The 24,477-nt window shown below is 70.8% G+C and carries 16 protein-coding genes and 1 pseudogene; 12 read left to right on the top strand and 5 right to left on the bottom strand.

Going from position 1 to position 24,477, the window contains the following annotated elements; translation table 11 throughout:
• Positions 1 to 230: 230 nt before the first annotated feature.
• Entirely contained in the window at positions 231 to 2,981 is a 2,751-nt protein-coding gene (locus ABD371_RS16920) for a hypothetical protein (RefSeq protein ID WP_344477673.1), read from the top strand.
• Positions 2,982 to 3,096: 115 nt separating this feature from the next.
• Here ABD371_RS16920 and ABD371_RS16915 read toward each other — a convergent pair whose 3' ends face one another.
• Positions 3,097 to 3,627 (bottom strand): RICIN domain-containing protein, encoded by a 531-nt coding sequence (locus ABD371_RS16915; protein ID WP_344477671.1) that lies wholly within the window; start codon positions 3,625 to 3,627, stop codon positions 3,097 to 3,099.
• 865 nt (positions 3,628 to 4,492) lie between these two features.
• Between ABD371_RS16915 and ABD371_RS16910 the strand changes: the two are divergent.
• The 4 genes and pseudogenes from ABD371_RS16910 to ABD371_RS16895 all read left to right on the top strand — a co-directional run.
• Positions 4,493 to 4,936 (top strand): annotated as a pseudogene (locus ABD371_RS16910) (ribosome small subunit-dependent GTPase A); the annotation flags it as partial.
• A gap of 38 nt (positions 4,937 to 4,974) precedes the next feature.
• Complete coding sequence (locus ABD371_RS16905) at positions 4,975 to 5,187, top strand: hypothetical protein (protein WP_344477669.1); 213 nt, start codon at positions 4,975 to 4,977, stop codon at positions 5,185 to 5,187.
• A 706-nt stretch (positions 5,188 to 5,893) separates the two neighbouring features.
• Positions 5,894 to 7,099 carry a cytochrome P450 gene (locus ABD371_RS16900; protein WP_344477667.1) on the top strand — a complete coding sequence of 402 codons (1,206 nt, stop codon included), beginning with the start codon at positions 5,894 to 5,896 and terminating at the stop codon, positions 7,097 to 7,099.
• A gap of 59 nt (positions 7,100 to 7,158) precedes the next feature.
• Positions 7,159 to 8,550: a glutamine synthetase family protein gene (locus ABD371_RS16895; RefSeq protein ID WP_344477665.1), complete on the top strand. Its 1,392-nt coding sequence runs from the start codon at positions 7,159 to 7,161 to the stop codon at positions 8,548 to 8,550.
• Between the two features lie 380 nt (positions 8,551 to 8,930).
• Here ABD371_RS16895 and ABD371_RS16890 read toward each other — a convergent pair whose 3' ends face one another.
• Positions 8,931 to 9,251 (bottom strand): trypco2 family protein, encoded by a 321-nt coding sequence (locus ABD371_RS16890; RefSeq protein WP_344477663.1) that lies wholly within the window; start codon positions 9,249 to 9,251, stop codon positions 8,931 to 8,933.
• A 76-nt stretch (positions 9,252 to 9,327) separates the two neighbouring features.
• Between ABD371_RS16890 and ABD371_RS16885 the strand changes: the two genes are divergently transcribed.
• From ABD371_RS16885 to ABD371_RS16865, 5 genes are read left to right on the top strand one after another with little or no spacing between them, the layout of a single operon-like run.
• Complete coding sequence (locus ABD371_RS16885; protein ID WP_344477661.1) at positions 9,328 to 11,031, top strand: trypsin-like serine peptidase; 1,704 nt, start codon at positions 9,328 to 9,330, stop codon at positions 11,029 to 11,031.
• Positions 11,028 to 13,352 (top strand): tetratricopeptide repeat protein, encoded by a 2,325-nt coding sequence (locus ABD371_RS16880; RefSeq protein ID WP_344477659.1) that lies wholly within the window; start codon positions 11,028 to 11,030, stop codon positions 13,350 to 13,352. Before ABD371_RS16885 ends, ABD371_RS16880 begins: the two co-directional genes overlap by 4 nt.
• A gap of 34 nt (positions 13,353 to 13,386) precedes the next feature.
• Entirely contained in the window at positions 13,387 to 14,844 is a 1,458-nt protein-coding gene (locus ABD371_RS16875; protein WP_344477657.1) for a VWA domain-containing protein, read from the top strand.
• Entirely contained in the window at positions 14,841 to 15,776 is a 936-nt protein-coding gene (locus tag ABD371_RS16870) for a hypothetical protein (protein WP_344477655.1), read from the top strand. The genes ABD371_RS16875 and ABD371_RS16870 overlap by 4 nt, the downstream gene beginning before the upstream one ends.
• Positions 15,773 to 16,981 carry an ABC transporter substrate-binding protein gene (locus ABD371_RS16865; RefSeq protein WP_344477653.1) on the top strand — a complete coding sequence of 403 codons (1,209 nt, stop codon included), beginning with the start codon at positions 15,773 to 15,775 and terminating at the stop codon, positions 16,979 to 16,981. The genes ABD371_RS16870 and ABD371_RS16865 overlap by 4 nt, the downstream gene beginning before the upstream one ends.
• Positions 16,982 to 17,112: 131 nt before the next feature.
• On the opposite strand, the gene ABD371_RS16860 is transcribed toward ABD371_RS16865, so the two are convergent.
• Positions 17,113 to 17,799, bottom strand: a complete 687-nt coding sequence (locus ABD371_RS16860; RefSeq protein WP_344477651.1) for a cellulose binding domain-containing protein — start codon at positions 17,797 to 17,799, stop codon at positions 17,113 to 17,115.
• 134 nt (positions 17,800 to 17,933) lie between these two features.
• Positions 17,934 to 19,256 carry a glycoside hydrolase family 18 protein gene (locus ABD371_RS16855; protein ID WP_344477649.1) on the bottom strand — a complete coding sequence of 441 codons (1,323 nt, stop codon included), beginning with the start codon at positions 19,254 to 19,256 and terminating at the stop codon, positions 17,934 to 17,936.
• Between the two features lie 356 nt (positions 19,257 to 19,612).
• On the opposite strand from ABD371_RS16855, the gene ABD371_RS16850 reads away from it, so the two are divergent.
• Positions 19,613 to 21,175, top strand: coding sequence for an alpha/beta hydrolase (locus tag ABD371_RS16850; protein WP_344477647.1), 1,563 nt, complete (start codon positions 19,613 to 19,615; stop codon positions 21,173 to 21,175).
• On the opposite strand, the gene ABD371_RS16845 is transcribed toward ABD371_RS16850, so the two are convergent.
• On the bottom strand, positions 21,170 to 21,922 hold the full coding sequence (locus ABD371_RS16845) for a TetR/AcrR family transcriptional regulator (protein ID WP_344477645.1): 753 nt from the start codon (positions 21,920 to 21,922) through the stop codon (positions 21,170 to 21,172). The genes ABD371_RS16850 and ABD371_RS16845 overlap by 6 nt on opposite strands.
• Positions 21,923 to 22,204: 282 nt before the next feature.
• Between ABD371_RS16845 and ABD371_RS16840 the strand changes: the two genes are divergently transcribed.
• The gene (locus ABD371_RS16840; protein ID WP_344477643.1) at positions 22,205 to 24,448 is read left to right on the top strand and encodes an MMPL family transporter; all 2,244 of its coding nucleotides are present in this window, start codon (positions 22,205 to 22,207) and stop codon (positions 24,446 to 24,448) included.
• Positions 24,449 to 24,477: the final 29 nt, after the last annotated feature.

Genomic DNA, 24,477 nt, shown 5'->3' with positions numbered 1-24,477 from the left:
TGCCCGGTTCGGCATGACCGTTTCTTTACCCTGCTCGCCGTGCGGCGGCTGTCCCTGCCCGTCCGGCACTCGCCTCTTCACGCCGCTCTTGGTCCAGGGCGGCGCCCGGGCAGGGACGGTCGCCGGATACGGGGTGGCAGGGGCGCGGGCCGGAAGGGGGCCGGCGCTCCCCGCCGCGGGGCGGGCATGCCGCTCCGCGGGCTTCACCTTCTCTGAGAGGAGTACGGGTCATGGGGTTCATGCGCTACAAGGCGGCGGCCTACAGCTGGGTGCTGGCCACCCCGGCGGGCAGTGAGTGGCGGCTGCTGTTCGGGCGGGGCACGGGAGGCGCCCTGATCAACGAGCAGCAGCGGATCGGTTCGGACTACCTCACCGCGCTGGCGCCGCAGTTGGTCAACTTCCTGGGGCGGGGTCTCGGCCTCGGCGCCGTGCTGCTGTCCCGCCCGGGAGAGAACCGGCAGAGCCTGTTCTTCTCGGGCGATAAGTACTACTGGTACGACTGGGACCAGAGGGCCACTCTGAGCGAGGGGCCGTGGACGACGCTGGCGAACTGGGGCACCGCGCTCCCGGCAGGCTACCGCTCCCAGAACGACGCCCTGCTCCAGGCGCCGGACGGAGCGGGCGGTTCCCGGCAGACGTACTTCTTCAAGGGCGGGCGGGTCCTCACCCTGAACTGGTCCACCGGCGTGGTGCGCGAGGCCCTGATCACCGAGGGCCCGGACGCCTCGGGCTGCGAGGGCTGGGCACGGTTACCGGAGGACTTCCGCTCCGGCCTGGACCATGTGGCACCGTACAAGCCCGCGGCCGACGGGACCCGGCAGAGCCTGCTGATCAAGGGCACTCAGGGCGTCCTGCTGAACTGGAAGACCGGGGTCCTGGCCTCCGGCGCGTTCGGCCAGCTCGGTGTGCCCGGCCTCGCCGCGCTCGCCGACCACCACCGCGAGCCCATCCGCCCGGTCACCGGCCGCTGGACGGGCACCGTCGGAAACCAGCGGGTCGAGGTCCGGGTCGATCTGGAGGGCGAGCGGACCCTGGGGGTGATCAGCGGCGATCTGTTCACCGGCGGCACCTGGACCGACTCCTTCCGTACCACCGCCGATCTCTCCATTGTGCCGGGCCACAGCGACTTCCTCGTCAGTGCCACGGGCCTCTCCTGGGCGAACAACTCACCCTGGACGCAGCTCACCCTCCTGCTCCCCCACGTCGTCGTGAACAGCCTCGCGCGCACCGCCCATGTGGCCCTCTCCGCACCCGCCACCTCCACGATGCTGCAACTGACCTGCTCCTATGTGGGTCCGGCGCTGCGGTCGGTCGAGATGGAGACCGATGCCATGGCGGGCACCCAGGTCTTCCAGAGCTACGACACCTCCCGAGGGGGCGTTCCGCGCGGCTACCGCAACCGGGTGCTGACCATCGCCTCCGCCTTCGCCGAGGCCGGCATCGAGCTGAAGAACGCGGGCCAGGTCAATGTCGTCGCCGACACCACGGGTGCCGATCTGAAGTGGTCGGAGGCCGAGCTGCACGCCGCGATGGAGGCCAACTTCAGCCTCCATCAGGACACCGAGCAGTGGAAGATCTGGACCTTCCTCGCCACCTACCACGTCCTGGACCCCAGGGTCGGTGGGGTCATGTTCGACTCGATCGGCAGGGGACGCCAGGGTATGGCCGTCTTCTACAACTCCCTGCGGGACGCCGAGTCGATCGGCAACGCCTTCGAGCTGTTCGCCTATGTGCACGAGCTCGGGCATGTCTTCAACCTGCACCACTCCTGGGAGAAGAACCTGTCCACCCCGCCCGCGCCGCTGGGGCCGGGCAACGGCTTCGGCGACCTGTCCTGGATGAACTATCCGGCGCTCTACAACTACGGCGGCGACAGGGCCGGAGCGCAGTACTTCTGGCAGGACTTCCCCTACTCCTTCAGCGACAACGAACTGCGCCATCTGCGCCATGGCTTCCACCGCCACATCGTCCCCGGCGGGGACTCCTTCCTCACCAACACCGCACTCGATCTCAGCGTCACCGCGCAGACGTTCACCCTGCCGGGCGCCGGTGAGGACCCGGGCCTGTCCCTGTCGCTGGGCGGGAAGCAGTTCTTCGGCTACGGCGAGCCGGTCATGGCCGAGCTGCGGCTCTCCCGCACCGGGGTGCGCGGGGACGTGACCGTGGCCGGTGCGATCGGTCCGAAGGGCGAGCGCACCAAGGTCGTGATCACCGATCCGTACGGCCGTACCCGGGTCTTCCGTCCCATCGCCCGTACCTGCTCCGGGCACGGGGACGCGGAGGCGACCGTCACCCTCACCGAGGCGAACCCGGCCGTCTACGAGACCGCCTATCTCGGCTACGGCGCGGACGGCCTGTACTTCGCCGAACCCGGCGCCTACAAGGTCACCGCAGTCCACACCGGCCTCGACGGCGCCCGTACGGTCTCGCCCACCCGGACCATCCGGGTCCGTACCCCGCTCGACCGCGCGGACCAGGAGGTCGGCGAACTCCTCACCGGCGACGAGCAGGGCACCCTGCTGGCCTTCCTCGGCTCCGACGCACCCCACCTCACCAGCGGCAATGACGCCCTCCAGGAAGTGATCGAGCGTCACGGCGACCACCCGCTCACGGCGTACGCCCGCCTCGCGCGGGGTGCCAACGCCGGACGCCACTTCCAGACCATCGGCGACGGCCGTGTCCAGGTCCGGCAGCCGGACATCGCCGAATCGGTCACCCAGCTCACCGAGGCGATCACCACTTCCCGCACCGACCAGGAGACCGGCCTCGACAACCTCACCCTGAACGCCGCCTTCCGCCGGCTCGCGACCGTCCACGCGAAGGCCGGTGACCTGGAACGGGCCGAGGCCACCCTCGACACCCTCACCACCCACTTCGAGGAACAGGGCGTCCCCGCCGCCGTACAGCGGCACATTCAGGAACAGGCCGATTCGACCCGCGCCGCGATCCGCGAAACCGCCGGGGAGCAGCCGGAGTCCTGAGACGGTGATCCCGCCTCTGCCCGCCGGTGGTGTCGCGGCGGGCAGAGGCGGGGCGGCCGACGCGGTCCTCGGCGGAGTCGTCGCCCGCTGCCGGCGGATCTCCGGCTCGGGGTCGCTAGATCTCGCGGAGCTTGAAGCTCTGGTTGGTGTCGCCGTTGCAGCCGTACTGGATGATGGCCGCACCGGCCGCTTCGTCGGCGTTCTCGACGTCGAAGCACCTGAGGTCAATGGTGTGGAATGTGGAGAGCCCGGTCCCGGCGGGGAAGGTGAGGAAGGTCTGGGTGAACCTGGGGAGCGATCCGCACGGATACTGGATGATCTTTGTGTTGTTGCCCCGCCTCGCCGCCTCCAGGTCGAGACAGAGGTTCGCGGCGGTGCGGATCTCCACCCCGCCGGCGACGGTGTTCACCCAGAATCGCTGGGTGCGGGAGGTGTTGTCGCAGTCGGCCTGGACGACGGGGGAGCCACTGTCCTGGTTGCGCACGTCGAAGCATTTGGCGGCGAAGGTCTCGATGGTGACCTGGGTTCCCGGCGGATAGGCCGGAGCAGCTGCTTCCGGCGCGGCCAGGGCTGCTTGACCAGTGATGACTCCCACAGCGGCGGCGAAGACGGCCAGGGCGGTGAGCGCCTTGTGACGTGTACGCATGGCAACACCTCGGTTCCTCATGGTCTTGGGGACAGTGGGTTGTGCGGGGTCCGTCCCAGGGGCAGGAGGGGGCTTGCCGGTTGCGGCCGGGGGAAACGGGCCGGGCTGTCCAGTCACCCTTTCGAGTAGGGACGTTGTGGGTGTTGACGGGGCACCGGTCGAGGGCTGCCCGCGGTTCGGTACGAGACGGGGGGCTGCTATTCCGCCGCAGGCCGACCGGTGGCCGGACTGGCCTTCCGGGCAGCGACGGCGGGCTCTCCACGGTGACATGCCCCGCGCGTCCACCGCGCCCGGCACATCTACACCCGCCACAACGGCGCGCACCAGCCGTGGCGCTTCGAAGTCGACCTCCACGGCACCAAGTACACCTTCTCCTACCTCGTCGATGTCCACAGCGGCCTGGTCCTGACTGTTCACCCGGACCGCACGATCACCCAGCAGCCCAAGCCGGCACACGAAGAGAGAGGGGAACGCCGGCAGAAGTGGGTCATGGGCTACCCCGGCTTCAACGGCAGCACCTTCGACCCGGCCAAACCCTCCCAGCCGCACCCCACCGGCTCCCGGGGCACCCGCCTGCGCGTGGGCGTCCTTCGCAACCGGTTGGACGTTCATCGCCGCGACCTGACCCCACCCATCTCTCCTCAATCCCCGGGCACCGCCGGGCACTCCCGCGCTGTGGACGGATGTGAGGTTCGTACGAGTGGGACGGAGCCGGGAATCGGGTGGCTGCCGAGGACTTCTCCACATGCCGAGTCCGGCCGGGCCGAACTGTGGCTGTTCCTGCCGAACGAGGGATCTGTCCGCTGGATCCCCGGAGGACGGTCATGGGCCTGTCTCGACGGCAACGCGGCACGCCGCCCGGGGCCTGGTCCCCGGCCGGGCGTCCGCGTCGACCGGGGACACCGCGACCTGATCACCCCCGGTGGCCCGGTCCAGGCCGACACCGCCTTCGTCACCCCGCACAAGTCCCTGCGGGTCATCTGCACCGGTGACCGGGGTGCCGTCGACCCGGCCGGTGCCCCCCTTTCGTCCGCGTGTATCTGCCGCGCCGCACCGCGTTCGTCCGCTCCACTCCACCTCCTCCCAACGCTCCGAGGGGCAGATCCTCGCCGCCGACGTCGGCCACGCGGTCATCGCCGTCTCCCTCGCCGTCGAACTCGACCTTGCGCGGATCGAGCGCTTCCTCGCCCTGGCCTGGGGGAGTGCCACGTACAACAGCAGGACCCTCACCTGCGCAGATGTCGTTGGACCGGCCGGATCTGTGTTGCAGGAGGGCTATGGCCAAGAACGTGGTGGTGGAGGAGTTCCGGGACGCCGGTCCCGAGGAACTGGCGGAGAAGACGCCCGATGAGCTTGTCGACATCTGCCCAGCCGGGCAGCCGGATCGTCTTCGCGATCCTGGCCGAGCGCGCTCGCGACGAGAGCGAGAACCTCACCCTGCGGGTGACCACCGGAAAGACCGCCGCGCGCACGGCGGGCCGCCGGCCGGGTGGCCGCACCCCGTACGGTGTCCGCTCGCCCCTGGGGTCGGGACGCATCGAACCCGACCCGGCGGAGTGAGTACCCGCACGCCGCGCAGCCGATGAACTCCTCGCCGGGAAGTCGGCGATGCGAGTGGCCCACGGGCTGAACCACGACGGCATCAGGACCCGCGACAGCGTCCGGTGGACGCCCGGCCGATCACCCACATGGTCCGCTCACCCGCCTGGGCGGGCCTCGACGTGGAGAAGCAGGCCCGCCACGAGGACGTCATGGCCTGGGCCGACGCCTGGGAGGTCTCGGGCGCCGACCCGATGACCCGCCCGTAGCCCGGCCCCCGCCCGGCACCCGGATGTACCGCACCGTTGACCTAGCCCGCTGGGACTCCAGAGGAAACCCGGAGTTCATCGGCCGCGCCGGCTTCCAGGCCAGGATCCGCGCCTTCCAGGTCGATTCGGCGAGCGGGCCCGTCATGCGGTGGGCGTACCCCACTCCAGACCTCGGAGGTCCTGACCCGGTGCAGGGCCCGGATCGGGAACGGGGTGGCTCAGCGAGCGCCTGGCCCACCGGCCCGATATGTGGCCGTGGGTGCCGGTGGTGCAGGTGTGGTTGGCCGGTGCCGCCCAGGACGCAGTGTGCGTTCAGAGGGTCTCCGGCCACGGTGCGGCTCCGGACGGCCGGGGAGGAGGTGTTCTCCGGCTGGATCACTTTTCCGGTACTTGACTTACCCGGTGCCGCTTCCCGAATCTATGGCTCTCACCACACGCCCCGAGAGCCGGAGGGCCCCATGGCGGGCACCATCCCGATGGACGACGTTCCCTGGTTCGATGTCGCCGACCCGGGCTTTTCGATCACCTCCGCCGCGGTGCACGAGGCGCGCGAGAAATCCTGGTACGCCCGGACCGGCTACGGACTGGCCGTGCTGCGCCACGCGGAGACGGAAGCACTGCTCAAGCACCCCCTCCTCCGTCAGGGCAGTGTGGCCTGGCCCGCTCACAACGGGGTGACCGAGGGCCCCTTCACCGACTGGTGGGCGAGCTGGATCCTCAACAAGGAGGGGGAAGAACACCGCAGACTTCGGCGGCTGATGAACCCGGCCTTCTCCGCCCGGCTCACCACCGCGCTGTTACCCCGGTTCCGTGCCCTCGCCACCGAGGTCACCGATACCTTCGCCGGGAGCGGCTCATGCGAGTTCGTCTCGGATTTCGCCGAGCCCTACGCGGCCCGGGTGATCACTCTTCTGCTCGGCCTCCCGGAGTCGGAGTGGCCCGGCATCGCGCGTGCGTCCGCCGTTCTGGGACTGGCCCTGGGGGTGACCGTCCGCCAGGATCTCGACCGGATCGAACGAGCCCTCGCCACGCTCCACGCCTACGTCGACGAACTCATCGCCGACCGCCGGCGCCGGGAACGCGACGACTTCGTCTCCCAACTGGTGCGCGTCAGCCGGGACAGCGACCGGCTCGGCGGCGACGAACTGCGTGATGGACTGGTCCTGCTGATCTTCGGGGGCTTCGACACCACCCGCAACCAGCTCGGTCTGGCCCTGCAGACCTTCCTGCACCATCCCGACCAGTGGAGACTGCTTGCCGAGCGGCCCGAACTGGGTGCGCGAGCAGTGGAGGAGGTGATGCGTGTCAATCCGACCGTCCGCTGGGTCACCCGTGAAGCCCTTGAGGACTTCACCTTCCGGGGTTTGGACATCTCCGCAGGGACCACCATCCATCTGTGGAACGAGTGCGCCGGTACCGACCCCCGCGTCCACGGTCCGTACTCCTTCGACATCACCGCCGAGCGCGAACCGCACTTCGGCTTCGGCGGCGGGGTCCACCACTGCCTCGGTCACTTCGTCGCCCGCGGCGACATGGCCGAGGCCCTGCCGGTGCTCGCCCGGCGCCTGCGCGACCCCGTGGTCGCCGAAGGCGCCGAATGGCTCCCCGACTCCGGCAACACCGGTCCCGTACGGCTTCCGCTGACCTTCACCCCCACGACCTGATCGGGCCCGCTCTCCCCGCTGCCTCTGCCTCTGCCGTACGACTTCTCCGAGGTGCCCGCATGACCACCCGAAGCCTGAATACCACCGCGCTGGACAGCCATCGTGAGCAGAACGCCGACCGTGACGCGGTGGACACTGTGCGCAAACGGATCACCGAGGCCGGTGTCGAGTACCTCTACTATCAATCGGTGACGCTCGGCGGCCGGGCCGTCGGCAAGGTGGTACCCGCCGTCCACCTCCTCCGCAATCTGGAGCGCGGCGTCCAGATGCACCGTGCCGTCGTCGCCGACTTCCAGACCGACCGGAGCGGCACCCTCCTCGGCGGCGGCGAACGGGCGGCCGAGTTCACCGCCCTGCCCGACCTCGACACCTTCGCGGTACTGCCCTGGGACACCGGTGTCGGCCGGTTCTTCTGCCGTCTCTATGAGCCCGCGCACCGTCCCGAGTGCGGTGGCGAGCCCTTCGCCGCCGATGTGCGCGGCCATCTCATCCGACGGCACCGGGAGTTCACCGAACACACCGGACTCGTTCTCCGCTCGGGCTGCGAGCCCGAGACGACATGGACCGGGCCCGGCCTGGAAGCGTCCCACCGCCCCGATGCCAGTCCGGCGTACCGGATCGAAATGCTGGAGCGCAACAGACCCGTCTACCAGAAAGTGATCACCTACGGCAGGGCGCTCGGACTCGACATGATCGAGGGCGACTACGAGGACCCCGGTCAGCTCGAACTGAACTGGATGTACGACCGGGCCGAGCTGACCGCCGACCGGCTCATCACCTTCCGGCAGATCTGCCGACAAGTCGCCCGTGAACTGGGCGTCACCGCCAGTTTCATGCCCAAGCCCGCCATCGGGGTGATGGGCAACGGCTGCCATCACAACCTCAGCCTGTGGCGCGGCACAGAGAATGTGCTGGCCGATCCCGGCCGCCGCGAACTGCATCTCTCCGGGACCGGGCGGCATGCCCTCGGCGGCATCCTGGCGCATGCCGCGGGCGCCATGGCCGTCATGGGATCCACCGTCAACTCCTACAAGCGCTACTGGGACGCGGGCCTCTTCGCCCCCGGGAGAATCGACTGGGGCATGGATGACAAGACCTGCACCGTGCGCCTGTCCGCCAATGGACGGCTGGAGTTCAAACTCCCCGATGCCATGGTCAACCCTTATCTCTCCCACGCTGTCCTGCTCGCCGTCATCTCCGACGGTCTGGAGAACCGGATCGACCCCGGACCCCCGCAGGCCACCGCCGAGGATCCCGGGTTCCGGTTTCCCGCACTGCCGATGAACCTGGGCGAGGCCCTGACGGCCTTCGGCGATGACGCCGTGGTCAGAGGCGGACTGACCGAGGAGATCGCCGCTCTCCATCTCGCCTGCAAGTCGGACGAGTGGGCCCGTTTCTGCGCCGCCGTCACCGACTGGGAGCACATGATGTACGCGGAGGACACGCCGTGACCGGGGCCGCGCCCTCCGGCCCGCCGAGATCGCACCGAGGACGGCGACAAGCGGAAGGCTCGACACCGCCGTCGAACTCGCACAACGACGAGGCGCACGGGGACACACTGGCTACGGTGTGTCCTTTACGGCGGTTGCTGGAGGCCTACCGGGGTTGAGCACACACCGGAGGAGGCCGCGACATGCCCGCCGTGGTCGAGCCCATCGGCGGGTACGTCGCGCACATTCCAGGGAGGCGCGACCGATTCGTTCGCCGTGGGAGAGCACACCGAGCCTCATGAGCTGCCCGGCCTCAGACGTTGACCGGGCGCTTCGCCGTGGTGTGTTCGGGACGGCACCCGGCATGCGGCCCCGGCTCGGCTGCCGCTTCCCGGGAAGCCTCAGCCGTCCGCGCCGCGCGCGCCCCTGGTCCGGCTGACCTTCACGCGCTCGCCGGAGGGCAGCTCCGGCTTCAGGTCGACTTGGATCTGGTGCGTGGTCTGGCGGTCGACCGTGCCGCCGAATTCGGCTGTCACCACGCCGATGTTGACACCGCCGCGGCCGGTTCCGGAGCGGTGGACCTGGAAGGTCAGGGTGAGGTTCACGTTCTCCACGGTGAAACCGACGTCCCGGCCTTGGGCCTCCGCGCGGGCCTCCTCCAGTTCGCCGCGGATCTGACGGATCACCTCGGCCAGCCCCACGGACTCCGATTCGTTCGACAACTCACCTCCACAGTAGGCATGTTGATCCTCTGTCTCGCCAGTATGCGACAGGAGTGGGCGCCCGTATAGTTTCGATATGGCTGCTGGCGGGGGAGTCCGGGCCGCTTCGTCGATGGGGACGCCCAGCTGGGCGGCGCGGATCCGGGGAGCGGACGGGCACATCGTGGGGGCCGGTATTCTGCTGAGCCCCGACAGGGTCCTCACCTGCGCTCATGTGGTGGACGCGGCGGCGGGGCGGATCACCGCGGAGTTCGTCGGCGCCACAGGTCACAGCGTCCCGTCGATGGCGGCCTGGGTGGACGGGGACGCCTATGTGCCGGAGACCCAGGACGCCGACGGCGATCCCAGCGGGGATGTCGCACTGCTGAGGTTGGAACGGCCCAGGCCCGCCGAAGAAGCGGTACGGCTCCACCGGTTGTCCGCGTCCAACCGTGACGTGCGGATGTACGGTTTCCCCGAGGACCACAACGGCGGCATCTGGTTCCGGGCCACCGTCGTCGGCGGCTGCGGACGCGACGGGCAGGTGCAGCTCATCCCGACCAGCCCCGGTGAGCTGGCCAGCCCCGGATGCAGCGGCGCGGGCGTCGCCGACAGCCTGACCGGCGAGGTCTTCGGCATGGTGCTGACCGGGCAGAGGGACGCACACGGGAACCTGTTCTCGTTCATGACCCCGGCCGAGACCATCGTGCGGCATCTGCACCAGGTCCACCCGTTCACGGTGGGCCGTACCGCAGTCGACGACCGGCTCAGATCCACCGGCGACGACGCATCCGACACCCTGCTCGACGAACCGTTCGCCCACCGCCTCGCCGCCTGGTTGCGGGACGACGGGCAGCAGGTGAAGATGAGCGTCGTCCGGCCCGGCGACAGCGCCCGGGCTGCCACGCTGCGCCGTGCCATCACCCTCGCCGACCGGGAGTTGCGCACCGCCGCGTCCGTCCGTCGCGCCTCGCTCGATCCACCGGGCACGATCCCCTCGGCCGGCGGCCACGATCTGGCGGTGGACGCCGGCGGGCTCACCTGCGCCGAGATCGCCGAGCGGATCTCCGAGCGCATGGGGCTCCGGCAGCACTCGGCGGATTTGGCCACCGACGGGATCCGGGAGGCCAAGACCAGCCTCAGCCTTGTCGTCGTCGGCGTCGACGAGGCCGTGGATCCCCCCGCCCTCCTCGATCTGCTGGAAGTGCTGCGCGCCGGGGGCAGCAGGCTGCTGCTCGTCTTCCGCACGGCCGGTGCTCTGCACCGCCGTGCCCGCGACGAGCTGCTGATCAGGCCTGAGCGTGAGCGCCGAGCCCGGCTCGTCGAGCGGCTGAGGGAGATCACCGGGCCACTCGCCGGGGCCCTCCACGAGCGCCGGGCCGCCGTGGTGCCCGACGGCATCCGCCCCATGGACTCGGACCTGGTGGCCGCCCACGCCGCCCTCGCCGACCTCACCCGCGCGGAGGACGACCCGGGCCGGGGCCCGGATCGGGTCCGCTACGAGCGGCTGGCCGAGTGGGTGGCCGCCCGGCTGGCCAGACACATCGACCGCCTCGACCGGCTCCTCGACCGGCGCGACGAACTGGGCGGACGCCTGCGCGGCTACCACGTTCTGCACCAGCACTCCGCCCAGGGCGAGGAGGACCCCGCGGTGGACGCTCTCTATCTCCGGGCGCACGCCCTGCTCCAGGCCAGGCCCTGCGATGTGCGCGCGGCCGAGGCGGCGGTGGACGCCTACACGCGCAAGGTCGACGACCGCGACGGGCAGCGGCGCAGCCACCTTGGGGGGCCGCCGTCATGACCTCCGAGGTATGTGTCAGACCCGGCTGCCAGAGCGGCCGCATCATGGCGACCGGCTTCTGCGACACATGCTTCCGCCGCCCCGCGGCCCCCAAGCCCCTGCCCGCCCCGGCACCGGAACAGCCAGAAGCCGAGCAGCCAGAAGCCGAGCGGCCCGATCCCCCACACCGCTCCTCCGGCCCGGCCGCCGGAGAGCTGGACCGCGACGGCCTGCCGGTCCTGCCGTATCTCCCGTCCCCCGACCCCTCGGAGGCCGCCGACACCACCGCCCAGCCGCCCACCGGCGGCCGACGCTGCGGTGTGGACAACTGCGCCGGCACCATCGGGCTTTCGTACGGCGGCGACCCGCCCCCCGACCACGGGTTCTGCCCGGAGTGCGGTACGGAGTACTCGTTCAGGCCGAAACTGCGCCCCGGCGACGTGGTCGGCGGCCACTACAAGGTGCTCGGCTATCTCGCCGCGGGTGGCCACGGCTGGATCTACCTGGCCGAGGACACCCGGGTGCCGGATCTCCACGTCGTCCTCAAAGGGCTGATCAACACCGGTGACGCCATGGCCCGGCGCGCGGCCGTCGAGGAGCGCCGCTCGCTCACCACGCTCCGCCACCCGGACATCGTCCGCATCATTACTCATGTACAGCACCGGGCGACCGGAGACCCGGAACCCACCGGCTACATCGTGATGGAGTACGTCGGCGGCCGTTCGCTCGCCTGGATCCGGTTCGCCCCGGACGAGGAGCTGACCCGGCTGCTCGGCGGCCCCCTGGAGTTCGGGCATGTGATCACCTACGGCTGCATGATCCTCGGCGCCCTGGAGTACCTCCACGACCAGGGTCTGCTGTACTGCGACATGAAGCCCGAGAACGTCATCCACTACGGGCGGCGGATCAAGATCATCGACCTCGGGGCCATTCGAACCATCGGCGACCGGACCTCCGTCCTGACCTACACGCACGGCTTCCCGCCCGGCCGGCCGGAACTCGATAAGCGCGGCTTCCACATCGACAGCGACCTGTTCACCGTCGGCCGGACCCTGAAGTCCCTCGCCGCCCGTGCCACGGAGCCCGTCGGGCTCGCCGCCCGCTCGTTCGACGTGCTGATCCGCCGCGCCACCCACCCGGACCCGGCCGCCCGGTTCGGCTCGGCGGCCGAGATGTCCCGCCAGCTGTGGGAGGTGCTGCGCGAGCATCAGGCGCTCGCCGGGCACGAGCCGTACCCGGAGCGTTCCACCCGGTTCGAGCCGACCGCGGCGGTCTTCGGCGCCGATCTCGGCACGGTCCCGGAGCTGAAGCACTGGACGCGCCGCTCCGGGGCCGAGGCACCGGAGTTGCCCGTCGGGGCTCCGGAGCCCCGGGAGACGGCCCTGGCCCTGCCGGTCCCGATCCCCGACGCCGAGGACGGTGCCGCCGTGCTGCTCGGCGGACTCGCCGCCGACAGTCCGGACCGCATCGCGGAGCAGGCGCGCCAGGACCCGAAGCTGCGCACCGTGGAGGCCGCGCTGTGGCTGTGCCGCGCGTATCTGGAAGCCGACGAGGCGGACCGGGCCCACGCGTGGGTGCGGACGGCGAAGGGGTGGAGCGGCGACTACGACTGGCGGATCTTCTGGCACCAAGGCCTGGTCCATCTGACGCGCGGGGAGGTGCACGAGGCGGAGGCCGAGTTCACCGCCGCCTACCACGCGCTCCCGGGCGAGTCCGCGCCGAAGCTGGCCCTCGGGTACTGCGCGGAGTACCGCGAGTCGGCGCGGCTCGCCGGGGAACAGGACCGCGGGCGGCGTGCCACGGAGTACTACGAGGCCGTCCGGCGGCGGGACCCCGCCCAGGGCAGTGCCGCCTTCGGGCTGGCCCGCGTCCATCTGCGCCGGGGCGAGCGGGACCGGGCCCTCGCCGTGCTCGACGAGGTGCCGACGACCTCACGGCACTACGACGCCGCGCGCGTCGCCGCGGTCCGGCTGCTGGCCGGCCGGCTGCCGGGCGGGGCCGGGCCGGGACCCGCCGAGTTGGGCGGGGCGGCCGAGCGGCTGGCCGGGCTGCACCTGGACGGCAGCGGGCCCCGGGACCGGCTGGTCACCGAGGTGCGGGAGCACGCGCTCGCCTGCCGTCCGCGCGCCGGCTGGGGGACCGGCTTCCCCGCCGGTGACCTGCTCGGGCCCGAGGACACCCCGGAGGCCTTGGCAGTCCTGCCGTCCCGGTCGCTGAAGCGGCTCGCGGACCAGGCGGGCAGCGTCGGTGAGCGCGGCGATCTGCTGGACCGGGCGTACGCGGTGCTCCCCGAGCCCCCCGGGTTCCGGGACCTGCTGCGCGGATGGCGGCGTACCGCCTGAGGAAGCGACGACGAGGGCGAGGAGTACGGACACAGTGGACAGAGAAACGCCCGAGGCGGACGAGGTGACCGCGCAGGCCGCCGTAGGACTGGAGATCAGCCAGTGGAAGTACCTCTCCAGCGAGGCCGACGACCCGCAGATGCACGCCATCCTCAGCGTCCGGGTGAACGGCGCGGAGGGCGGCGGCCGCGGCCCGGTGCTCGCACAGGTCCTGGCCGTGGACTGCTCCAGCTCGATGACCTGGCCGCCGGAGAAGCTGCACGCCGCCCAGCAGGCGGCAGCGGCGGCGATCCGGATGCTGTCCGACGGCACCCCGTTCGCGGTGGTCCGGGGCAACGAGAAGGCAGCGGTGGTCTACCCCGGCACCCCCGGCATGGCCCGGGCCGACGACCGGAGCCGGGCGGCGGCGGAGCGGGCCGTGCACCGGCTGGTCGCGGGCGGCGGCACCTGCATCGGCGCCTGGCTGGACCTGTCCCATCGGCTTCTGGCCGAGCAGGACGCGCCCATCGGACACGTGCTGCTGCTCACCGACGGCAAGAACCAGCACGACGAGCGGATGCCGCTGGCGAAGGTCCTGGAAAACTGCGCGGGGCGCTTCGTCTGTGACGCGTGGGGCATCGGCGACGGCTGGGACGGCCGGGAGTTACTGCGCATCACGCGTCGGCTGCACGGCAGCGCCTCGTCCGTCCACGAGGAGGCGGCCCTTCCGGCGGAGTACGAGAAGCTGATGGAGCGCCTGCTCACCAAGACCGTGCCCGAACTGGAGATCACCGTGACCCCGATGGCCGGGGCCGCCGTGCGCTACCTCAAGCAGGTCTATCCGACCGAGGCCCAGCTGATCCCCGAGGGCGGGACCCAGCGGTTCGTCACCCGAGCCTGGGGCGACGAGACCCGCCGCTACCAGCTGTGCCTGTCCGCCGACCCGGCCGCCCGGCCGCGCCACGAGGACCTCCAGCTCGCCGTGGTCACCGTCGAGGCACCCGGCGGCACCGAGGTGCGGCTGCCGCCGCCGCAGCCCTGCGTGGTGCACTGGACCGACAACCCCGCGCTCTCCGCGCGGACCGACGCCCAGGTCGAGCACTTCGAGCACCACCAGCGGCTCGGCGAGGCCATCGCGACCGCGACCGACGCGCACCGCCGCGGCGAGCGCGACCTGGCGGAGCGGAACCTCGGCTGGGCCGTGCGACTCGCCCACGCCATGGGCGCCGATCAGCAACTCGGCAGACTGGCCAGGCTGGTGGAGATCGACGACGCGCGAGCCGGGCAGGTCAGACTGCGCTCCGAGGTGACGGCCGTCGACTTCGAGCGCCTGATCACCGCGAGCAGCCACAGTACCTACGGTCCCGCGTCAGGCACCGGCACCGGCAGCGCCACCGATGCCGCGGGACCGGGCGGCGGGGCCGCTGTGCCATGCCCGAGCTGCGCCCACCAGGCACCGGCCACCGCACGGTTCTGCCCCTCCTGCCGCCACCGCTTCCCGGGGCGGCCGTGAGCACCACCGGCCGGGAACTGACCCGCAGGCTCCGGCTGCTGCTGACGCTCGGGGCCGCCGCCACGCTCGTACTGTTCTTCGCCTACCGGGGCGTGCACGACGACACCGTACCGCTGTCGTCGTCGAGCACCCCGGGGATCCTCGCCGTCGACACCGCGCGGAACGCGCTCGGCACGGCACACCGGATCGTCGGCGACAGCGGGCCGGAAGGTGACATGAGCGACGAGTTCCACACTCAGGTCTCGGTCGCCCACCAGAGCCTCGCCCTGACCGCGTCGGAGGACGTCATCGGCGTGGAGGGCCGCCACGACCTCCAGACGATCACCGGGCTGATCGCCGTCTACTCGGGGTGGGTGGAGCGGTGGGGCCGGGAGGACCACCAGGCGCTGAGCACCGCCTATCTGCACTACGCGGAACGGGTGCTCGGCCTGGAGTCCGAGCCCGGAACCGACGGGGACATCATGAGCCGCCTCGACGCCCTGCGCGACAAGCAACTCGACGTGGCCGAGCGGCAGGCCGCGTTCCCCTGGCAACTGTGGCTCGGGTGGGGAACGGTCGCGGTGCTGTACCTCGCGCTGCTCCTGGCCCTGCTGGACACTCAGCGGTTTCTGCGGCGGCGCTTCCGGCGCCCCGTGCAGACGCGGCTGCTCGCCGCCACCGCGGTGTGCGGACTCGGCGTGCCGGCGCTGGGCTGGATCACATGGACCGCGCAGCGCGCGATGAGTGGGTCCCTCGACGGGATCCGGGTACGGGAGAAAGACCCGGACGGGATCCCCAAGACCGCCGGCCAGGTGCAGAGTGCCCTGGCGGATGCCGGTTTCTGGGCGTCGCTGTCCGGCTGGGTGCTGATGGGAGGGGCCGTCGCGATGGCGCTCATGGTGTGGGGGCTGTGGCCGCGGATCACCGAGTACCGATGGAGGGCACCGCGATGAGACGGCTGCGACCCCGCACGGCGGGCATCCTCTGCGCCTGTCTGGTCCTGCTCGGAGCCGGAGTGTTCGCCGGGGCGCGCTGGACCCAGGGCTGGAAGGGTTCGGTGACGCTGCTCGCCAACTGGAGCGGCGAGGAGCGCGATCAGTTCGAGGAGAACGTCATCGATCCGTTCGAGAGGAAGTACCGCATCGACGTCGTCTACCAGGGCAGCTCCGCGCTCAGCCAGGTGCTCGCCGCCGACATGGTGGCCGGTAACCCGCCGGACGTGGCGGTGCTGCCCGGCCCCGGCGAACTGCTGGCCTACGCCCTCGACGGCCGGCTCCAGCCGCTGGACGGCCTGTTCGACGCCGGGCACTACGACCGGATCTGGGCGCCCGAGGTGGCGGTCCCGGGCCGGGAGGGCCGGAGCACGTACTGGCTGCCGGTCAAGACCGGCCTGAAGAGCATGGTGTGGTACTCGGGCGAACGGCCCACCGTGGAGTCCGCGGCCGATCCGGAACGCTGGTGCCTGGGCATGGAGTCCGGCGCGACCTCCGGCTGGCCCGGCACCGACTGGGTGGAGGACATCCTGCTCCAGCAGGCCGGACCGCAGATCTACGAGAAGTGGGCGAACGGCGGGCTGGAGTGGACCCACCCCGCCGTACGGAAGGCATGGACGACGTGGGGGGAACTGGTCGGCGCGGGCCGGGACCACGCCGTGCGGGCGCTGACGACCGGATACGGGGAGGACTGCGCGGGCCGGAGCCTGGAGCACCAGGGGTCCTTCCGCGCCGGCCACTGGCGGGCGGCGGGCGGCGACTACGTCCACTCCTCCGAGATCCTCTCCGACACCGGCCCGGACGCCGGGGCCTGGGAGGTCTCCGGCGACCTCGCGATCCTGCTGAACCCGACCGAGGAGGCCCGGCAGCTGATCCGCCACCTGGCCGGCACCGGCGCAGCGCTGCCGGACCACTCGGCGAACGAGTCGGCGGCACCGGACAGCGCCCAGGACGCCACCCAGAAGGAGATCGGCGACATCCTGCGCGGCAGGCAGCGGGAGACTCGCTGCTGGGACGCCTCCGACACGATGCCCCGCGCCATGCGGGACGCCTTCCACCAGGCGGTGCTGCGCTTCCTCGTCGAACCAGCTTCGCTGGAAGCCCGGTTGAAGGAGCTGCAGAAGCTGAGCGTGGAGCAGTCCCTGCCCGTGTGCAGCCGTGACTGATCGCCGGGGCCTGGCCCGGCCACCCTCGACTGGAGTTCTTCGGCCCGCTGTCCGAGCGAGGGTGCTCAGCCCCGGAGCGGGCCATGCGCCCATGTCCATGTACGGCGCGGTGGACAGCGTCCGCGGCGGGCTCAGGCCCCGGTGGTGCCCGTGACCGCGTGACTCAGGGCCGACCGGTTTCCGGCCAGGTCCTTCGCCAGCACGTGGAACATGTACGTGGTGTTGGGCCGGAGCCCGGTCACACGGTGGGAGGTGACGCCGGTCAGGGTGGAGTGCCGGACACCGTCGACGAAGAGCTCGTACTCCACCACCGGGCTGCGGTCGTCGACCGATGCGGTCCAGCTGAGCGTGAGCGCCCCGCCCTCGATCCCGGTGACATGCACGCCGGTGGGAACCGTCGGGGGCGTGATGTCCGAGTCCTCTTCACAGGGTCCGCCCTGGTTGACCACGCACCGCCCGGGCATACCGCCGCCCTGGGCCACCCATCCGAAGGTGGTGGAGGCCCCGGGGGCGAGCGAGCCGTTGTAGCCGACGTTACGGAAGCTGTACCGGCTCCCGTCGCGGGTGAGCCGGGCGTCCCAGTGGGTGGTGACGACCGTGTTCACGGGCAGGGAGAACTCGACGGTCCAACCGTCCAGCGCCGTACGGCTGTGATTCTTGATCGTGTACGTGCCCTGGTAGCCGCTCTCCCAGGAAGAGGTCTCGCGGAATTCCGCCGTCACCGGCACCAAGGGGCTGGTGGCGGAGGCGGGCGGGGCACCCAACAGGGTGAGGACGCCGAGAAGGGCGGCGACCAACGACGTCAATGGTCTTGGCATTGCTGCCTCCCAAACGGGGAACGGGCGCGAGCCCAGCTTGATCCAAACGACAGGTCCTAGGAATCTGTGCATTCCGCCGCCGCACCCGGTGGCGGCCGGGTCGCCCCCGCCCGCCACCGGGTCGCAGCCGCGGGTCAGCGCCGCAGACCGCGGTCCAGTGCGGTGATCAGAGAGCCCTGGGCGTCGTCCCCGTCCAGGGACCAGACCATCACGCCGCCGAGGCCGTTCCGCTGGGTGTAGCGGGCCTTCTGGGCGGCGGTGGCCGGGGTGTCGTAGGTCCAGAACTCGGTGCCGTCGTACTTCCAGGCCGCGCCGTGCCTGCGGTCGGTGTGCACGGTGCCCGGCAGGTCCTTGACGGCCTTGTAGGGCAGTTGGCCGCCGCCGCGCGGGGACATGCCGGTGGCGGGCTGGTAGAGGCCGTTCTTCGTCCCGGCGGGCACTCCCGTCCAGCCGTAGCCCCAGAACGGCACCCCGAGCACCGCCTTGCGGGCCGGCAGGCCGCCGGCCAGGTAGTGCCGCACCACCCGGTCCGCGCTGTAGCTGTGGCCGGTGCCGGAGGGGTCGGCCGGGTCGGTGTAGAGGTTCGCCTGGTGGTTGGTCGGGCCCTGCGGCTCCCAGGAGCCGTGCATGGTGTAGGTCATCAGGTTCAGGTAGTCCACCTGGCGGGCGACCTTCCGCAGCTCCAGCCGGTCCGCGACGTCGGTGTTGGCGGCGACGGCCGCCGTCAGCAGATGGCGCCCCCGCGCGCCGTCGCCCAGCGCGTCCAGCTGCCGCCGGAACTCGGCCAGCAGCAGGGTGAAGTTGCGGCCGTCCTCGGGGCGCACCGAGTTGTCCGGCAGACCGTCGCCGCCCGGGTGCTCCCAGTCGAGGTCGATGCCGTCGAAGACGCCCGCGCCGCTGCCCGGGCCGCCCTCCAGCGAGCCCAGCCGGGGCAGGTTGCCCTTGATGTAGAGGTCGACGCAGGAGGCCACGAACTTCTTGCGGGCGGCGTCGGTGGCGGCCACGTCCGAGAAGTACTTGGACCAGCCCCAGCCGCCGAGCGAGATGACGGCCTTCAGACGGGGGTTCTTCGCCTTCAGTTTCCGCAGCTGGTTGAAGCTGCCTTTCAGCGGCTGGTCCCAGGTGTCGGCGACGCCGTCCACCGAGTCGGCCGCGCTGATCGGGCGCTGGTAGTCGGCCCAGGCGTCGGCCTGGTCGGCCTGGTTGTCCTCGAAGCAGGTGCCCTCGGGGGAGATGTTGCCGAAGGCGTAGTTGATCACGGTCAGCTTCGCCGCCTGGCCCGAGTCCTGGACCTTCTTGGCGGAGAAGCCGCTGTAGACGCTCCACGCGGTGAAGTAGGCCACACGGTGGCCGGGCAGCCGGCGGCCGTCGTCGTCATCGGCGTGAACGGTCGTGGGGACCGCGACGAGCGAGGCGAGCAGAGCCGTCGCCAGGAACGCGGAGGTGCGTCTGAACATACTGGTGGCCTTGTCTGAGCGGGGTCAGATGGTCTGTACCAATCGCGAGAAGAGATCTAGTCCATCCGGGGGGTGCGCACAAGAGGCCGGACTGCATGAAGTGGCCTGACACCCTTGAGAGTTGATGGAGCATCAGCGGATGGGGCCGCGCGGTGCGTGCTGCCGACTGTTCACGGCGGCGGATTTTGACCGAACGGAATATGGCGGGGCCGCCCGGGTCGGTTTCACCTCCGTGAGCGCGGGGACAAGTTCTTCTCGGTACGGGGACGGACACTGCTGATGACATTCCCGAATCCGGGTTCCCACGGGACCGCTGAAGAGCGTCATTCAACACTCCGGCGAACGAAGGCACTCCATTGCTTCTGAGACGACGAGCGACCTCCAAGACCGCCCTGGGCATCGTCGCGCTGCTCGCCCCCGCACTCCTCTGCACCGAGGCCGCGACCGCGCTCACGGCCGGTCCCGGTTCGCCGGTGGCAGCGCCGGCCGTCGTGTCCTCACTGACCTGGCAGGGGTGCGGCGGCGACATCCCCGCTGACGTCGAGTGCGCGACCCTCAAGGTCCCCCTCGACCACCGCAGGCCGGGCGGCGAGAAGATCGAAGTGTCGTTGTCGCGGATCAAGGCCGCCGACCCGGGCAAGCGCCGCGGCGTGCTCCTGTTCAACCCGGGCGGTCCCAGCACCTCAGGGCTCTTCTATCCCCTGGCGCTCAGCGGCTATCTGCCGCGCTCCGTGAAGGACCGGTACGACCTGATCGGTTTTGATCCGCGGGGGGTCGGTGCGAGCAGCCCCCTCGCCTGCGGGACGACCGACGCCGGCGAGCGGAAGACGTACCGGCCCTACACGAGGGCGAGGTTCGCCGAGGACGTCGCCTGGGCGCGCGACATCGCGGAGCGGTGCCGGGATCGCAGCGGGCGGACGCTCCCGTACATCAACACCCGCAACACGGCACGTGACATGGACGTCATCCGCGAGGCCCTCGGGGAGCGGAGGATCTCGTACTTCGGGCTGTCGTACGGGACCTATCTCGGCTCTGTGTACATGGAGTTGTTCCCGAACCGGGCCGACCGGTTCGTCCTGGACAGCGCGGTCGACCCCCAACGGGTCTGGCGGGGCATGGCGCAGTCATGGGCGGTACAGGCCGAGGCCTCGTTCGACCGGTGGACGGAGTGGACCGCCCGCCATGCGGCGCGGTACGGACTCGGTGACACGCCTGCCGAGGTCGAGAAGGTGTTCCGGGACATCGTGGCGCGCGCCGACCGGGAGCCGCTCGATTTGGGCGGGACCAGCTTCAACGGTGCCGAAGTGCGCGAGTACATACGGTGGGAGATCTCCCACCCGTCGCTCGCGGCAAGGACTCTGGGGCTGCTGAGGGACGCCGCCGCGGGCAAGCCCGTCCCGACGTTCCCGACCTTCGTGCCGACCGACAACGAGCTGGCGAGCTACACGGCGGTCATGTGCGGTGACGCCCGCTGGCCCACCGACCCGGCCGTCTATCGGGCCGATGCCCGGCGTGACAGCGCCCGCTACCCCCTGTACGGGGACTCCGTCTCGAACATCTTCCCGTGCGCGTTCTGGGACCGGCCCGCCGAAGCGGCCACCAGGATCGACAACAGGGTTCCCGCGCTCATCGTCCAGAACGAATGGGACCCGCAGACGCCCCTGGCCACGGCGCTCGGCCTGCGGCGCGCGCTGAAGGGCTCCCGGATCGTCACCGTGGACGAGGGGGAGGGCCACGGCGTCTACTTGCGCGGCATCAGCGCTTGCGCCGACGACGCCGCCACGGAGTATCTGACCACCGGCCGGCTTCCCGCCGGGGATGTCACCTGCGCCGCCACCGGGAGCTCCGCGGCCGGCTCCCGTTCCACCGTGCCGGACTCCGCCCGACTCTTCTCCGGCCGTCCGTCAGCCGATTCATGACACTGACCCGGTGAGCGGTCCGGTGCCGGGAATCCGGCGGTGGACATCCTCCACCAGGTTCCGCACCCCTCGGCGGAAGATCTCGGCCTGGTGCTCGCCGAGGAAGACGGTGTGCCCGAACACCTCCAGGACGACGAGACCGTGCAGATGTCCCCACGCGCTCAGGAGGAGGATGACCGCGGGCGGCGGCAGGGCTCCCAGGCCGTGCGGCGGCAGTTGCTCCAGATGTGCCCGTAGCGAGGGTGTGAGCGGCGGGGCGTCGGCGGCTTCCAGTTGAGCAGTGGTGAATCCGTCGAACATCTCGTGCTGGAAGATCGTGCTCATCCGGACCATCGCCCGGGTGGTCGGCCCTCCGACGGGTGCCGCGTACTGCCGCAGCGGTGTTCCGTAGAGGAGTTGGAACCGCTCGGGATGGGTGACGGCCCATTGGCGGTACTCCTCTGCCGCGATCAGCACCCGCGGCACGGCCGGGTCCTCCGCCGCCCTGTCGACGGCGGCCTGCACGGCGTCTGCCATGTCGTCGTAGGCCTTGGCGATGAGCGCGGTGACGAGATGGGACCAGCTGGGAAAGTAGTGGTACAGCGCCTGGACGGTCATCCCGAGGTCCCGCGCGACCGCACGCAGGGACAGGGCCGCCGGACCGTTCTCGACGATGCGGCGTTCGGCGGCTTCCAGGATCTCCTGAGTGGCGGCTGCCCGGCGTCGTTCGCGCAGCGAGGGCCGGGCTGTTCTTTCTTCCGCGGACATGCGACGACCCTACGACGGCAACCCTGTACAGAGTAGAGGAAGTTGCTGCATATGAAAAAAATCTAACACTGCCAAATTTTCTAGTGCCCCACTAGCGTCGATGGCGGCGACGAGAACCGCGGCAGCGGATCCGCGCCGGCGCGGTGGAGAGGTCTGCGGAGGCACCCAGGTGCGGACCGCACTCGCCCGGCTCGGCCTTCCCCGAAACACCCTGCTCCGGTCCGGCCTGCCCGAACTCGTCCGCCGTGCTCTCACCATCAGTGCGCGAAAGGGAGAACAAGCGTGTTTGAACGCATAGCCGAGCTGGTGATTCGCCGGCCACGGCTGGTACTTGTCATAGCTGTCGTGGCGGTGGCCCTCATGGGTGTCGCGGGCACCGGAGCATTCGGCAAGCTCCTGGAAGGCGGCTATGACGACCCGGCCTCGCAATCCACCCGGGCGGGGAAGGTCATCGGCGAGAAGTTCGGCGGGGAGACCAATCTCGTCCTGCTGGTCCGTCCCGCCGAAGGCGGTGTCGACACCCCGGCCGCCGAGCGGAGCGGCCGGGCGCTGGTGGCCGACCTGAGGAAGGAGCGGCGTCTGGAGAACGTGATCTCGTACTGGGACGAGACGAACCCCGGCCTCCGCTCCGAGAACGGCCGCGAAGCCCTGGTGCTCGCCCATGTCAAGGGCGATGAGACAGAGCAGAGCGAGAACGCCGAGGCCGTCATCAAGACCTACACCGGAACGTACCGGGACGTTCTGACGGTCCGGGCGGGCGGCGGCGCGGCGGTGGGGGACGAGATGGGAAGCCAGGTGGGCGACGACCTCATCCTGGCCGAGATCATCGCCGTGCCCCTGACCCTCGTACTCCTCCTGCTCGTCTTCGGCGGCGTGGTCGCGGCCCTGCTGCCGCTGGTGATCGGACTCATCGCCGTCATCGGGACATTCGCCCAGCTCTTCGTGCTCGGCAGCGTCACCGATGTCTCTGTCTTCGCGATCAACCTGACCACCGCTCTGGGCCTCGGCCTGGGCGTCGACTACGCCCTGCTGATGGTCAGCCGGTTCCGTGAGCAACTCGCCGCCGGAGAGACCGTGGAGGACGCCGTCCGCCGTACGGTGCGCACGGCGGGCCGTACGGTCGCGTTCTCCGCGGCGACCGTGGCCGCCGCTCTCGGGGCGCTCCTGGTGTTCCCGCAGTACTTCCTGCGCTCCTTCGGATACGCGGGGACCGGTGTCGTCGTCATCGCCGCCGTCAGCACCCTGTTCGTGATGCCGGCCCTGTTCGTCGTCCTGGGGCACCGGGTCAACAACGGCCGGCTGCCATGGGTGAAGCCGGGCCGCTCCGATGCCCGGGGACGCGTCTGGGGACAGCTGGCCCGCACGGTCATGCGGCGGCCCGCCCTCACCGCGCTGCCCGTACTCGCGGTGCTCCTCCTCGCGGCGAGTCCGCTGCTGGGCATCAGCTTCGGCACACCGGACGAGCGCGTGCTGCCCGAGGACGCCCAGAGCCGCCAGGTCGCTTCGGTGCTGGAGGAGAGCTTCGACGGCACCGACGAAGCGGCCCTGCATGTCGTCATCGACCGGCCCGTGAGCAAGGCCCCCCTGGAGTCCTACGCGAGTGCCCTGTCCGGTCTCGACGGGGTGGCCCGCGTCGAGGCCAGTACCGGAACCTACACCGACGGCCGGTCCACGGCGACGGGCCCCGCGAACGCCGCCCTCGGCCGTCCCGACGCGCAGCGGATCAACGTGGTGAGCGCCCTGCCGGCGAAATCGGACGAGGCCCAGCGCCTCGTCGGGAAGGTGCGGACGGTCACCGCGCCCGCCGGATCACACCCCCTGGTGGGCGGAGTCGACGCCGTACTGGTCGATTCCAAGGACTCCATCGGCGGCCGGCTCCCGCTCGCGGTGGGGCTGGTCGCCCTGACCACCTTCCTCCTGCTCTTCCTCTTCACCGGCAGCGTCGTGCAGCCGCTGCGTGCGCTGCTGCTCAACCTGATCGGCCTGGGCGCCACCCTCGGCGTGATGACCTGGATCTTCCAGGACGGGAACCTCTCCTCCCTGCTCGGGTTCACCGCGCAGCCGATGGATGTGTCCATGACCGTGCTGATGTTCTGCGTCGCCTTCGGCCTCTCGATGGACTACGAGGTGTTCGTCACCAGCAGGATCAAGGAACTCCACGATCTGGGTGAGAACAACGAGTCCGCCGTGGCCGACGGCCTGGGGCACACGGGACGGATCGTCACCGCGGCGGCCTGTCTGCTCGCCGTGTCCTTCTTCGCCTTCGGGACCGCCGAACTCAGCTTCCTCCAACTGTTCGGGCTGGGCAGCGGACTGGCCGTCCTCATCGACGCCGTCGCCGTACGCGGTGTCCTGGTCCCCGCCGCGATGCGCCTGCTCGGCCGCTCGGCCTGGTACGCACCCCGCTTCCTGCGCACGCTCCACCGGCGATACGGCCTCAGCGAGGACGACCCCGCCTCCCGCGCCGCGACCGCGCTGGAGCCCTGGACCGGGTCGCCGCACGCGAAGGACCCGACCAGGGTCTGACACGTCGGCGGGGTGGTGCCCCGGCGGGT

The sequence above is a fragment of the Streptomyces amakusaensis genome (assembly GCF_039532665.1).
GTDB classification, from domain to species: domain Bacteria; phylum Actinomycetota; class Actinomycetes; order Streptomycetales; family Streptomycetaceae; genus Streptomyces; species Streptomyces amakusaensis.
This window is presented reverse-complemented; position numbering and strand designations above follow the sequence as displayed.

What these genes read in the sequence shown, in the direction of transcription:
- ABD371_RS16885 (WP_344477661.1), top strand. Translation starts at nt 9,328, where the DNA reads ATGGCTGCTGGCGGGGGAGTCCGGGCCGCTTCGTCGATGGGGACGCCC.
- ABD371_RS16895 (WP_344477665.1), top strand. Translation starts at nt 7,159, where the DNA reads ATGACCACCCGAAGCCTGAATACCACCGCGCTGGACAGCCATCGTGAG.
- ABD371_RS16855 (WP_344477649.1), bottom strand. Translation starts at nt 19,256, where the DNA reads ATGTTCAGACGCACCTCCGCGTTCCTGGCGACGGCTCTGCTCGCCTCG.
- ABD371_RS16905 (WP_344477669.1), top strand. Translation starts at nt 4,975, where the DNA reads ATGAGCTTGTCGACATCTGCCCAGCCGGGCAGCCGGATCGTCTTCGCG.
- ABD371_RS16865 (WP_344477653.1), top strand. Translation starts at nt 15,773, where the DNA reads ATGAGACGGCTGCGACCCCGCACGGCGGGCATCCTCTGCGCCTGTCTG.
- ABD371_RS16915 (WP_344477671.1), bottom strand. Translation starts at nt 3,627, where the DNA reads ATGCGTACACGTCACAAGGCGCTCACCGCCCTGGCCGTCTTCGCCGCC.
- ABD371_RS16900 (WP_344477667.1), top strand. Translation starts at nt 5,894, where the DNA reads ATGGCGGGCACCATCCCGATGGACGACGTTCCCTGGTTCGATGTCGCC.
- ABD371_RS16860 (WP_344477651.1), bottom strand. Translation starts at nt 17,799, where the DNA reads ATGCCAAGACCATTGACGTCGTTGGTCGCCGCCCTTCTCGGCGTCCTC.
- ABD371_RS16845 (WP_344477645.1), bottom strand. Translation starts at nt 21,922, where the DNA reads ATGTCCGCGGAAGAAAGAACAGCCCGGCCCTCGCTGCGCGAACGACGC.
- ABD371_RS16880 (WP_344477659.1), top strand. Translation starts at nt 11,028, where the DNA reads ATGACCTCCGAGGTATGTGTCAGACCCGGCTGCCAGAGCGGCCGCATC.
- ABD371_RS16920 (WP_344477673.1), top strand. Translation starts at nt 231, where the DNA reads ATGGGGTTCATGCGCTACAAGGCGGCGGCCTACAGCTGGGTGCTGGCC.